General features: G+C 65.2%; 8 protein-coding genes and 1 tRNA gene. 7 read left to right on the plus strand and 2 right to left on the minus strand.

The window, feature by feature from the left end; genetic code table 11:
* Positions 1–228: 228 nt before the first annotated feature.
* On the minus strand, positions 229–1,464 hold the full coding sequence (locus tag VGN62_RS07385; RefSeq protein WP_054588751.1) for a tyrosine-type recombinase/integrase: 1,236 nt from the start codon (positions 1,462–1,464) through the stop codon (positions 229–231).
* 173 nt (positions 1,465–1,637) lie between these two features.
* A tRNA-Leu gene (locus VGN62_RS07390) sits at positions 1,638–1,724 on the minus strand.
* 201 nt (positions 1,725–1,925) lie between these two features.
* Here VGN62_RS07390 and VGN62_RS07395 point away from each other — a divergent pair.
* From VGN62_RS07395 to VGN62_RS07425, 7 genes are all read left to right on the plus strand, one after another.
* Positions 1,926–2,858 carry a complex I NDUFA9 subunit family protein gene (locus tag VGN62_RS07395; RefSeq protein WP_327452318.1) on the plus strand — a complete coding sequence of 311 codons (933 nt, stop codon included), beginning with the start codon at positions 1,926–1,928 and terminating at the stop codon, positions 2,856–2,858.
* Between the two features lie 66 nt (positions 2,859–2,924).
* The gene (locus VGN62_RS07400; protein WP_327452320.1) at positions 2,925–3,725 is read left to right on the plus strand and encodes an undecaprenyl-diphosphate phosphatase; all 801 of its coding nucleotides are present in this window, start codon (positions 2,925–2,927) and stop codon (positions 3,723–3,725) included.
* A gap of 158 nt (positions 3,726–3,883) precedes the next feature.
* On the plus strand, positions 3,884–5,326 hold the full coding sequence (locus tag VGN62_RS07405; protein ID WP_327452322.1) for an NAD(P)-dependent oxidoreductase: 1,443 nt from the start codon (positions 3,884–3,886) through the stop codon (positions 5,324–5,326).
* 19 nt (positions 5,327–5,345) lie between these two features.
* Complete coding sequence (locus VGN62_RS07410; RefSeq protein WP_327452324.1) at positions 5,346–6,542, plus strand: DUF2059 domain-containing protein; 1,197 nt, start codon at positions 5,346–5,348, stop codon at positions 6,540–6,542.
* 27 nt (positions 6,543–6,569) lie between these two features.
* Complete coding sequence (gene gltB, locus VGN62_RS07415) at positions 6,570–11,099, plus strand: glutamate synthase large subunit (protein WP_327452326.1); 4,530 nt, start codon at positions 6,570–6,572, stop codon at positions 11,097–11,099.
* A gap of 153 nt (positions 11,100–11,252) precedes the next feature.
* A complete protein-coding gene (locus tag VGN62_RS07420) occupies positions 11,253–11,678 on the plus strand; it encodes a hypothetical protein (RefSeq protein ID WP_327452329.1) in 426 nt (141 codons plus the stop codon).
* 77 nt (positions 11,679–11,755) lie between these two features.
* Positions 11,756–12,427 (plus strand): glutathione S-transferase family protein, encoded by a 672-nt coding sequence (locus VGN62_RS07425; protein WP_058537165.1) that lies wholly within the window; start codon positions 11,756–11,758, stop codon positions 12,425–12,427.
* Positions 12,428–12,431: the final 4 nt, after the last annotated feature.

The following is a 12,431-nucleotide window of genomic DNA, read 5'->3' on the forward strand; positions in this document are numbered from 1 at the left end:
CGCTGCGCGCGCCTCCGGTCGGGCTACGCCCGCCCTCCGCCGCACGCAGCGCAAGGCCATCTTCAACAAACCAACATCATATCCGAAAAGGGGTCCCTCTTCGACGCCGATCGGGGGTCCCTTTTGAACGCCGTTTGACAAGTTGATCGTGTCCGGCGACCTTGAGGTCGTCAAAGTCGGCCGGTCCACGCTGGTCCTCTATACGAGCCTCAAGGCCCTGATCGGCCGCTAGGCGGTCGAGGTCGCACTCTTGCCGAAGGCGGGGCGCAGAATTTGCGCCCCATCGCGCAGCTCGTCGAGATAATCGGACCAATGCTGCATCATGCGAACACGTTCGTCCCAATATTCGCCGCGGGTGTAGACCCGGCGCGTCGCATTGGCATCGAGATGTGCCAGTTGCCTTTCGATCGCATCCGGGTGCCACATTCCCATCTGATTGAGGAGAGTGGCGGCCGTCGCGCGGAATCCATGAGCCGTCATCTCCTCACGGCTGTAGCCCAGCCGCCGAAGCGCGGCGCTGACAGTATTCTCCGACATGCAACGGCGGGGCGTCCGAAAGGACGGAAAGAGGTATCTCCCATGGCCGGTAAGGGCGTGGAGCTCTTCGAGCATCGCAAGAACTTGCCGTGACAGGGGGACGCAAAGCGAGCGGCGCATTTTCATCTTCTCTGCCGGGATCGACCAGACGGCATCATGGGAATCAATCTCCGCCCATTCTGCCTGGCGCAGTTCGCCCGGTCTGACGAAAAGATGCGGCGTCAATCGAAGCGCGACCGCGGTGAGCTCGTGACCAGCGTAGCCATCGATCGCGCGGAGCAGCGCGCCGACTTCCTTCGGGGCCGTGATGGCGGCGTGGTGCTTCACCTTCGGAGTGATCAGCGCACCACGGAGATCGGCCGCCAGATCGCGGTCGGCCCTTGCGGTCGCAATGGCGTAGCGGAACACTCGGCTAATCACGCTCCGCATGCGCCGCGCGCTTTCATATCGGCCGTTCGCCTCGACTTTACGGAGAACGGCCAGGATTTCCTGCGCGGTGAGTTTCGATATCGGGCGACTGCCGATCATCGGTTCGGCGATGTCGAGGAGCCATCGCACCTTCCGAAGCGTGACTGGCGCGCGCTCTTCTCGTTCGATTTTCACCAGCCATTCCTCGGCGATCGCCTTGAACGTATTGTCCTGCGCGATCTTCTGGGTGATCCGCGCGACCTTCTTCTCCGCTGCGGGATCAAGCCCGGCGACAAGCTTCTTGCGCGCCTCGTCGCGAAGTTCCCGAGCGGACGCGATGCCGACATCGGGCCACGACCCGAAATACAGCGTCTTTTGCCGTTCGAGATAGCGATAGTTCATTCGCCAGACTTTTGCGCCGCTCGGCCTGACCACGAGGTACAGGGCGTCGGCGTCAGCCATTTTATAGGCTTTTTCCTTGGGCTTAGCGTTCGAAATCTGGATGTGGGTAAGCGACATGATGGTTTCACCTTCGATAGGCTGACCGAAACCATCAAAAACACCATCAAAGCTGATGGTACGCTGATGGTTCCGGCTGGATCAGCCTGGATTCCACTCAGCGAGTCTCATCGAAAAAGCGGTGAGAAACCAGCCGCTTACTGGACGTCCTCGGACATTCCGAGGAGAACAGATGGTGCCCAGAAGAGGACTCGAACCTCCACGACCTTGCGATCGCCAGCACCTGAAGCTGGTGCGTCTACCAATTCCGCCATCTGGGCACGGGGTAGGAGCGGGCGCTTAGCGGGGCCGCCATCGGCTTGTCAACAACGCTGCGAGGGGCGACGTGCATTTTATCGCAAAGCCGCGGGTTTTGCGTCCGAATGCCGTGGTTCCCCTTGCCCCCTTCCCCGCTTCGCGGCATGGGGAAGCCGTGTGGCGCGCCCTGCGCCGGGTAAAAGAATCGATCACAGGCGGACGATATGCAGAAACTCGACGGACAATTGATCACGGTGCTGGGCGGCGGCGGCTTCCTCGGCCGCTATGTCGTGCAGAGACTGCTCGCCCGCGGCGCCCGCGTCCGCGTCGCGCAGCGGACCCCGCGCGCCGCGACCTTCCTCAAGCCGCTCGGCGGCCTTGGTCAGACGCAGTTCGTGGCATGCGACGTTCGCGACCCCGCCAGCGTGGCGCGCGCCGTGCAGGGCAGCGACACGGTGATCAACCTCGCCGGCGCGTTCGACGACATGCAGGCGGTGCAGGCCGACGGCGCCGGCCATGTCGCCGCGGCGGCGAAAGCGGCAGGCGCCGGCGCGCTCGTCCATGTTTCGGCCATCGGCGCCGATCGCGAAAGCCCGTCGGCCTATGGCCGCAGCAAGGGCGACGGCGAAGCCGCGGTTCGCGCGGCCTTCGCCGACGCGGCGATCTTGCGGCCGTCGATCCTCTTCGGGCGCGAGGATCATTTCATCAACCGGTTCGCGGGCCTTATCCGCATGTCGCCGGTCGTCCCGGTCATTGCGCCGAACGCGAAATTCCAGCCCGCCTATGTCGGCGATGTCGCCGATGCGGTCGTCGCCGCGCTCGGCAACGAGGCGGCAGGCAAGATGTTCGAGATTGGCGGACCGCAGGTGCTGGCGATGCGCGACCTGCTCCGCTGGATCGCCGACGCGACCGGCCGCTCGCCCCTGTTCATCCAGATACCCGACTTCGTCGCCTCGACGCTCGCTTCGGGATTCGGCTGGGCGCCCTTCGCGCCGATCACCAAGGACCAGTGGCTGATGCTCCAGCACGACAATGTCGTTGCCGGCGGCGCTGCGGGCCTCGCCGAGCTCGGAATCGCGTCGACCTCGCTCGCCGCGGTCGCCGATGGCTGGCTCGTCCAGTATCGCCGTCACGGCCGCTTCGCCCAGACCGCCTGATACCCCCACCGCCCTTCCCGGCGGTCGCCATGTGATTGCCGGGGATGACGATCCCCAGGACATTCCATGAACGACCTTCTGACCATCATCCTCCTCGGCATCATCGAGGGGCTGACCGAATTCCTGCCCGTCTCTTCGACAGGCCACCTGATCCTCGCGAGCGAATTGCTCGGCTTCACCGGCGAAGGATCCGCGGCATTCAAGATCGCGATCCAGCTCGGCGCCATCCTCGCGGTGCTTGTCGCCTATCGCCATCGTTTCTGGGCCGTCGGCAAGGGCCTGCTGCACGCCGACCCGTCGTCGATCGCCTTCACGCGCAACATCTTGATCGGCTTCCTGCCCGCAATGGTTATCGGCGCTGTCGCCTATAAAGGCATCCGCGCGCTGCTCGAATCGCCGACCACAGTCGCGATCGCGCTGCTTGTCGGCGGCGTTGCGATCCTCGTGATCGAACGCATGATAAAGGTCGTAAAGTTCGAAAGCGTCGAAGCGATGCCGGTGCGCACCGCCATCGCCATCGGTGTCATGCAGTGCGTCGCGATGATCCCGGGGGTCAGCCGGTCGGGCGCTACGATCATGGGCGCGTTGCTGATGGGTGTCGAACGCAAGACGGCGGCCGAATTCAGCTTTTTCCTCGCCGTACCGACGATGATGGGCGCCACCGCCTATTCGTTGTGGAAGGATCGCGCGATCCTGACCTTCGACGACATCAACGCCATCGCCATCGGGCTGGTTGTCGCCTTTCTCGTCGCGCTGATCGTGGTGAAGGCGTTCGTCAAGATCGTCGGCCGCTTCGGCTTTGCGCCCTTTGCCTGGTATCGAATCATCGTCGGCGCCGGTGCACTGGTGTGGCTAGCCGTGAGATAGGTCCGATATTTTACTAGTTTGCGAAACATTATTGCGCGAACTCATTTTGAGGAAAATTCCCCTCCATTTTAGGTTAGTAATGCTGCCCTAACTCGCATTTTGGTCGTGACAGGCCAATTTTGGCAATGCAACTCCCCGCTCAACGAAGGGGATACTGCATGGCTTCCGAACGCATGCTCCAGTTTGTGGGGCGTGAACAATCCTATCCGGACAAGCGCTCCGCCGAAGAACGCGCGCGCGACTTCCGCGAGATCGCCGAGCGCTATGCTGCGCCCGACGCCGACGCGCAGGCGGCGCGCTGCTCGCAATGCGGCGTGCCCTATTGTTCGGTGCATTGCCCGCTCCACAACCATATTCCCGACTGGCTGCGCCTGACCGCCGAGGGGCGGCTGCGCGAAGCCTATGAGCTCAGCAACGCGACCTCGACGATGCCCGAGATCTGCGGCCGCATCTGCCCGCAGGACCGGTTGTGCGAAGGCAATTGCGTGATCGAATTTTCGGGCCATGGCGCGGTGACGATCGGCAGCGTCGAGAAATATATCACCGACACGGCGTGGGCCGAGGGTTGGGTCGAGCCGCTGCACGCGGGCGCGGCGACGGGCCAGTCGGTCGGCGTCATCGGCGCGGGGCCGGCGGGGCTTACCGCCGCCGAATATCTGCGCGCCGCGGGGCATGAGGTCCATGTCTATGACCGGCATGACCGCGCGGGCGGGCTGCTCACCTATGGCATCCCCGGTTTCAAGCTGGAAAAGGACGTCGTGATGCGCCGCATCGACCGGCTGGTCGAAGGCGGCATCCATTTCCACCTCGGCTTCGCGGTCGGCGAGGATGCAACGCTCGACGCGCTGCGCCAGAAGCATGACGCGATCCTGATCGCGACGGGCGTCTACAAGGCGCGCGAGATCAACGTCCCCGGCAAGGACGCCGACGGTGTGATCGCCGCACTCGACTATCTGATCGCATCGAACCGCAAGAGCTTCGGCGACGCCGTCCCCGCATTCGACGACGGCCGCCTCGACGCCAAGGGCAAGCATGTCGTCGTGATCGGCGGCGGCGACACCGCGATGGACTGCGTCCGCACCGCGGTGCGGCAGGGCGCAAAATCGGTGAAGTGCCTCTATCGCCGCGACCGCGAGAATATGCCGGGGTCGCAGCGCGAGGTCGCCAACGCCGAAGAGGAAGGCGTCGAGTTCGTCTGGCTCTCGGCCCCCGAAAGCTTCACCGCCGACAAGCATGTGAAGGAAGTCGCGGTCGCCGGGATGCGCCTCGGCGCACCCGACGCGAGCGGCCGCCGCAGCCCCGAAGCCGATCCGGGGCGCAAGTTCGACGTGCCCGCCGACATGGTGATCAAGGCGCTGGGCTTCGATCCCGAGGAACTGCCGCACCTGTTCGGCTCGCCCGACCTTTCGGTCACGCGCTGGGGCACCCTGCGCGTCGATCACCAGACGATGATGACCAGCCTTCCCGGCGTTTTTGCCGCAGGCGACATCGTGCGTGGCGCCAGCCTCGTCGTCTGGGGCATCCGCGATGGCCGCGATGTCAGCGACCATATGGCAAAGTGGTTGAAAGCGAAGGCGAAAAGCGAAAAGAGGGCAGCATGACCAACAGGAAGGAATTTTCATGATGCCGTCGTTCAAATCGATTCTGCTTGCCGGTGCCGTCGCCATGCTGCCGCTCGGCGTCGCGGCGCATGCCGCGCCCAAGAAAGCCGCCAAGGAAGCGCCCGTCGCCGAGGTGATGGTGGCCGAGCCCGCGCAGGTCGAGGAAGAACCCGCCACCGACTTTGACAGCGAAGCCTATGCCGCACGGCAAAAGGAGCGGATGCAGAAGGAAATGGATGAGGCGATCGCGCTCATCGAAAAGATGTTCGACACGAGCGGCCTGCCCCCAATCGACCCCGCGCGCCTGACGCTCGCGCAGCAGACGACCGCGGCACTGATCCCGGCCGGCAGCATCGAGAAGATGGTCGACAACCTTTACGGCAAGATGTTCAAGACGCTGATGGGCGAGTTCGGCGGCCAGTCGGACATGATGCTGTCGATCAAGACCGGGGTCGAAAGCGACCAGATCGCGAAGCTCGACGAGGCGACGAAGGGCAAGGTCGCCGACATGTTCGACCCGCACCGCAAGGAGCGCGAAGACCAGATCACCCGCGTGATCAAGCCGCTGATCAGCGAAGCTCTCGCCGACATGGAGCCGCCGATGCGCAGCGGCCTTGCCAAGGCCTATGCCCGCAAGTTCACCGGCGCGCAGCTCACCGACCTCAACGGCTTCCTCGCAAGCCCGACGGGCAGGATCTACGCGAGCGAGTGGATGGCGCTGCAGGCCGATCCCGAAGTGATGCTCGCAGTGATCAAGGCGGTGCCGCCGCTGATCACCAAGTTCATCGATCGCGCGCCCGAGATCGAGAAGGACTTCAAGGAGCTGCCGAAGGAAAAGCAGCTCTCCGACTTCACCGACAAGGATCTCGCGAAGCTCGCCAAGCTGATGAAGGTCGATGTGAAGGTGCTGAAGGAACAGCGCGACATGTGGAACTCGGACGCCGTCGAGGCGACCGAGGCCGCCGAAGCGGTCGATGCCGCCGTCGACGTCGCGGGCGCCGAAGCCGCGGCTGACGCGGCCGAGGCCGCCGCCGATGCTGCCGTCGCAGCGGTCGACGACCCGGCCTATGATCGCAGCAACTGGTCGGCCGCCGACCTGAAGCGCGTCGAGGAGCTCGAAGCCGCCTCAGCCGCCGCGGCGAACGCCTATCTCGAAGCCGAAGCCGAAGCCGCCAGCAAGGCGCGCGAGCGGCTGGACAAGAACCCCTCCGAATAGGCTCCGGCCTATCCCGTCAGGACGAAGATGATGACCCACTACCCCACCCCCGATCACGCGCGGCTCGAAGCCGAAGGCATGTACCGCCCCGACATGGAATCCGATGCCTGCGGCGTCGGCATGGTCGCGGCTACCGACGGCAAGCCGTCGCGCCGCGTCGTCGAGGCGGCGATCGAGGCGCTGCGTGCCGTCTGGCACCGCGGCGCAGTCGACGCCGACGGCAAGACCGGGGATGGGGCGGGCATCCATGTCGACCTGCCGGTGCGGTTCTTCGACGATGCGATCGCGGCGTCGGGGCACAAGGTGCGCCCGAACCGCCTCGCCGTCGGCATGGTCTTCCTGCCGCGCACCGATTTGGGCGCGCAGGAGGAATGCCGTACGATCGTAGAGGCCGAGATCATCGACGCTGGCTTCACCATCTATGGCTGGCGGCAGGTGCCGGTCGACGTGTCGGTGATCGGCGACAAGGCGCAGCGCACGCGCCCCGAGATCGAGCAGATCATGATCGCGGGCCCCCTCCCCGACGAACAGTCGGTCGCCGAGTTCGAAAAGCAGCTCTATCTCGTCCGCCGCCGGATCGAGAAAAAGGTGATCGCCGCGCAGATCGCCGACTTTTACGTGTGCAGCCTGTCGGCGCGCTCGATCATCTACAAGGGCCTCTTCCTCGCCGAGAGTCTCGCCGACTTCTATCCCGACCTCACGAACAAGCTGTTCGAAAGCCGCGTCGCGATCTTCCACCAGCGCTATTCGACGAACACCTTCCCGCAATGGTGGCTTGCACAGCCGTTCCGCTGCCTCGCCCACAACGGCGAGATCAACACGATCCGTGGCAACAAGAACTGGATGAAGAGCCACGAGATCAAGATGGCGAGCCTCGCCTTCGGCGAGCATTCGGAAGACATCAAGCCGGTGATCCCCGCAGGCGCATCGGACACCGCCGCGCTCGACGCGGTGTTCGAGGCGCTGTGCCGCGCCGGCCGCGACGCGCCGACCGCAAAGCTGATCCTCGTCCCCGAGGCCTGGACGACCGAATGCGACGTCCCCGACAACCACCGCGCGATGTATAGCTATCTCGCCAGCGTGATGGAGCCGTGGGACGGCCCCGCCGCACTCGCGATGACCGATGGCCGCTGGGCGGTCGCCGGCATGGACCGCAACGCGCTGCGCCCGCTTCGCTACACGCTGACCGCCGACAACCTGCTCGTCGTCGGTTCCGAAAGCGGCATGGTGCTGCTGCCCGAAGCGAGCATCCGCAAGAAGGGCCGCCTTGGCCCCGGCCAGATGATCGCGGTCGATCTCGACGACGGCACGCTCTACGAAGACCTCGCGATCAAGGACAAGATTGCCGACGCCGCCGACTATGCCTCGCGCGTCAAGGGCTTCCGCACGATGGCCGACCTGCCCAAGGGCGGCAAATCGAGCCTGCCCGTCTTCGATCGCCCCGAATTGCTCCGCCGCCAGGTCGCGGCGGGCCTCACCATGGAGGATATGGAGCTGATCCTGTCGCCGATGGTCGAGGACGCAAAGGAAGCGATCGGCTCGATGGGCGACGACACGCCGCTCGCGGTGATCTCCGACAAGCCACGCCATGTCGCGCAATTCTTCCGCCAGAATTTCAGCCAGGTCACCAACCCGCCGATCGACAGTCTGCGCGAACGGCATGTGATGAGCCTCAAGACGCGTTTCGCGAACCTCGCGAACATCCTCGACGAAAAGGGACAGAGCGACCACGTCCTCGTGATCGACAGCCCCGTCCTCGTCGGCGACGACTGGGATCGCCTGCGCGCCTATTTCGGCGATGCGGTTGCCGACATCGACTGCACCTTCGCCGCGGGCGGCGATGCGTCGACGCTGCGCGAGGCGATCGCCCGCGTCCGCCGCGAAGCGGAGGAAGCGGTGCGCGCCGGACGCTCCGAACTCTTCCTCTCCGACCAGAATATCGGCGACGGCCGTGTCGGGGTCGCGATGGTGCTGGCGGCCGCCGCGGTCCACACCCATCTCGTCCGCAAGGGCCTCCGCAGCTACGCCTCGATCAACGTCCGCTCGGCCGAAGTGCTCGACACCCACGCCTTCGCCGTGCTTGTCGGCGTCGGCGCGACGACAGTGCACGCCTATCTCACCGAAGCGGCGATCTCCGACCGGCAGGCACGCGGCCTGTTCGGCGAACTCTCGCTCGACGACTGCCGCCTGCGTTTCCGCAAGGCGATCGACGATGGCCTGCTCAAGATTCTCGCCAAGATGGGGATCGCGGTGATCTCTTCCTATCGCGGCGGCTATAATTTCGAGGCCGTCGGCCTCAGCCGCGCCCTCGTCAACGACCTGTTCCCCGGCATGCCCGCGAAGATTTCGGGCGAAGGCTATCAGTCGCTGTTCATCAACGCGACCGACAAGCACAGCGCCGCGTTCGACAAGCGCGTCACCACCCTCCCCATCGGCGGCTTCTACCGCCAGCGCGCGGGCGGTGAGGCGCACGCCTATTCGGCGCAGCTCATGCACCTGTTGCAAACCGCGGTCGCGACCGACAGCTATTCGACCTATCTGCAATTCTCGCGCGGGGTCGCCGACCTGCCGCCGATCTATCTGCGCGACCTGATGGAGTTCAACTATCCCAATCAGGGCGTCGCGCTCGACAGCGTCGAGGCGATCACCGAGATCCGCAAGCGCTTCGTCACTCCCGGCATGTCCTTGGGCGCGCTGTCGCCCGAGGCGCACGAGACGCTCGCGATCGCGATGAACCGCATCGGCGCGAAGGCGGTGTCTGGCGAAGGCGGCGAAGCGAGCGAACGCTATCGCCCCTATGCGAACGGCGACAATGCCAACAGCAATATCAAGCAGATCGCGAGCGGCCGCTTCGGCGTCACCGCCGAATATCTTGGCGCGTGCGACGAGATCGAGATCAAGGTCGCACAGGGCGCCAAGCCCGGCGAAGGCGGCCAGCTCCCGGGCTTCAAGGTCACCGAGTTCATCGCGCGGCTGCGCCATGCGACCCCCGGCGTGACGCTGATCAGCCCGCCGCCGCACCACGACATCTATTCGATCGAGGATCTCGCGCAGCTCATCTACGACCTCAAGCAGATCAACCCCAAGGCGCGCGTCTGCGTCAAGCTCGTCAGCTCAGCGGGTATCGGCACCGTCGCTGCGGGCGTCGCGAAAGCGCACGCCGATGTCATCCTCGTCGCGGGCAACACCGGCGGCACCGGCGCCAGCCCGCAGACGAGCGTCAAATATGCCGGCACGCCTTGGGAAATGGGCCTCAGCGAAGTCAATCAGGTGCTGACGCTCAACGGCCTTCGCCATCGCATCCGCCTGCGCACCGACGGCGGGCTCAAGACCGGGCGCGACATCGTGATCGCAGCGATCCTCGGCGCCGAGGAATATGGCATCGGGACGCTGAGCCTCGTCGCGATGGGCTGCATCATGGTGCGCCAGTGCCACAGCAACACCTGCCCCGTCGGCGTCTGCACGCAGGACGAGAAGCTGCGCCAGAAGTTCACGGGCAGCCCCGAGAAGGTCATCAACCTGATGACCTTCATCGCCGAGGAAGTGCGCGAAATCCTCGCCAAGCTCGGTTGCCGCAGCCTCGACGAGGTGATCGGACGCACCGAACTGCTGCGCCAGGTCAGCCGCGGCGCCGAGCATCTCGACGACCTCGACCTGAATCCGATCCTCGCCAAGGTAGATGCGCCCGACGATCAGCGCCGCTCGCAAGGGCCGAGCTTCCGCAACCCGGTGCCCGACAGCCTCGACGCGCAAATCCTCAACGATGCCAAGCCGCTGTTCGAGCGCGGCGAGCGCATGCAGCTCACCTACAACGTCCGCAACACGCACCGCGCCGTCGGCACGCGCCTGTCGGCCGAGGTGACCGCGCGGTTCGGGATGAAGGGCCTCGCCGACAATCATGTGCAGGTTCGCCTCCGCGGCACCGCGGGCCAGTCGCTCGGCGCTTTCCTCTGCCAGGGCGTCACGCTCGAAGTGTTCGGCGACGCGAACGACTATGTCGGCAAGGGCCTGTCGGGCGGCCGCATCGTCGTGCGCCCGACCGTGTCGAGCCCGCTTGTCAGCCAGCACAACAGCATCATCGGCAACACCGTGCTCTATGGCGCGACCGCAGGCACCCTGCTCGCGGCGGGTCAGGCGGGTGAACGTTTCGCGGTCCGCAACTCGGGCGCGAAGGTCGTCGTCGAAGGCTGCGGCGCCAATGGCTGCGAATATATGACCGGCGGCACCGCGGTGATCCTCGGCCCCGTCGGATCGAACTTCGGCGCAGGCATGACCGGCGGCATGGCGTTCATCCTCGACACCGACGGCCAGTTCGAAGGTCGCGCGAACGGTGAATCGATCGTGTGGCAGCGGATCGACAGCGCGCACTGGGAAGGCGTGGTCCGCGAACTGATCGAAGATCATGCGCAGGCCACCGGCAGCAAATGGTCGAGCGAAATCCTCGCCGACTGGGACCGCTGGAAAGGCCAGTTCTGGCAGGTCTGCCCGAAGGAAATGCTGACCCGCATCGCGCATCCGCTAAGCGAGACGCAAGCCGAGGTGGTGGCCGCCGAATAGCCCGGATCCTCCCCGTGGCGATGTCATGGGGAGGATTGGTCGCGTTCACGCTACGCTTCACCGCATTGCGCGGCGCGTTCACCGGGGCGAAAGCGTCGATCCGCTATGGATGCCGCTTTGATGAACCATCACGTCCTTCGAAAGGATGGAATCATGACCCGTTTCGCGCTGATCGCCCTTCCCCTGCTCGCACTCGCCGCGCCGCTTCCGGCCGCCGCGAACGACATGCGGGGCGCCGTTGCGACGCTGAACGACCCCGCGGCGCAGGATCGGATGGCGGACACGATCACCGCGATGGTCGGCGCGCTGATGCAGATGCAGGTCGGCCCACTGGCGAAGGCCGTGGCGCAGATCGACCCCGAATCCGATGCCGCCTATATCCCGCCCGACGCGACACTCGGCGAAGTAACCGGGCGCGATCCCGAATATGCGACACGCATGGGCGCCGACGTCCGTGCGGGCACGCGCATGGCGGGGCACGCCGCCTCGGCACTCGCGGCCTATGCGCCGGTGCTCAAGGACATGGCACGCGACTTTGCGGCGCAATGGGAACGCGAGCGCGACGCGGCGCGCCGCTGACGCTTAATCCACAATCGCTTCACCGGCGCGCGCTATAGCCGTTGCGCGCGCCGCCCCGGTGCCGCTATGCCAGACCGATGTGGCAACTCTATCAATTCCCGCTCTGCCCCTTTTCGCGCAAGGTCCGCCTTTTGCTGGGCGAAAAGGGCGTCGGTTATGAATTGGTGCGCGAATCGCCGTGGGAACGCCGCGACGAGTTCATCGACCTGAACCCGGCGGGGCGGACCCCCGTGATGGTCGACCAGGCGCGCGGCCAGGTGCTGATGGACAGCATGGCCATCGCCGAATATTTCGAGGAAACCGTCGAAGGCAAGGCGATGATCAACGGCACGGCAGCCAACCGCGCCGAAATCCGCCGGCTGACGTCGTGGTTCGACCATGACTTCTATTATGAAGTCACCGGCCCGCTGCTCTTTGAACGCATGCAGAAACGCATCGTCCACCGCCAGCCGCCCGACGGCGGCGCACTGCGCGAGGCGATGAAGGCCGCCAACAACCATCTCGACTATGTCGATTACCTCATCGACCACCGCACCTGGCTCGCCGGCGCGACGATGAGCCTCGCCGACCTCACTGCCGCGGCGCATATTTCGGTCGCCGACTATCTCGGCGGGATCGACTGGACGGGGCACGAACAGACGAAGGGCTGGTATTCGGGGCTGAAATCGCGCCCGAGCTTCCGCCCGCTGCTCGCCGAGCGGATGGAGATCGTGACGCCGCCGAAATATTATGAAGACGTCGACTTCTGACGCA

This window comes from Sphingopyxis sp., from assembly GCF_035998905.1.
Lineage (GTDB): Bacteria > Pseudomonadota > Alphaproteobacteria > Sphingomonadales > Sphingomonadaceae > Sphingopyxis.

What these genes read in the sequence shown, in the direction of transcription:
- VGN62_RS07405 (WP_327452322.1), top strand. Translation starts at nt 3,884, where the DNA reads ATGGCTTCCGAACGCATGCTCCAGTTTGTGGGGCGTGAACAATCCTAT.
- VGN62_RS07425 (WP_058537165.1), top strand. Translation starts at nt 11,756, where the DNA reads ATGTGGCAACTCTATCAATTCCCGCTCTGCCCCTTTTCGCGCAAGGTC.
- VGN62_RS07395 (WP_327452318.1), top strand. Translation starts at nt 1,926, where the DNA reads ATGCAGAAACTCGACGGACAATTGATCACGGTGCTGGGCGGCGGCGGC.
- gltB (WP_327452326.1), top strand. Translation starts at nt 6,570, where the DNA reads ATGATGACCCACTACCCCACCCCCGATCACGCGCGGCTCGAAGCCGAA.
- VGN62_RS07400 (WP_327452320.1), top strand. Translation starts at nt 2,925, where the DNA reads ATGAACGACCTTCTGACCATCATCCTCCTCGGCATCATCGAGGGGCTG.
- VGN62_RS07420 (WP_327452329.1), top strand. Translation starts at nt 11,253, where the DNA reads ATGACCCGTTTCGCGCTGATCGCCCTTCCCCTGCTCGCACTCGCCGCG.
- VGN62_RS07385 (WP_054588751.1), bottom strand. Translation starts at nt 1,464, where the DNA reads ATGTCGCTTACCCACATCCAGATTTCGAACGCTAAGCCCAAGGAAAAA.
- VGN62_RS07410 (WP_327452324.1), top strand. Translation starts at nt 5,346, where the DNA reads ATGATGCCGTCGTTCAAATCGATTCTGCTTGCCGGTGCCGTCGCCATG.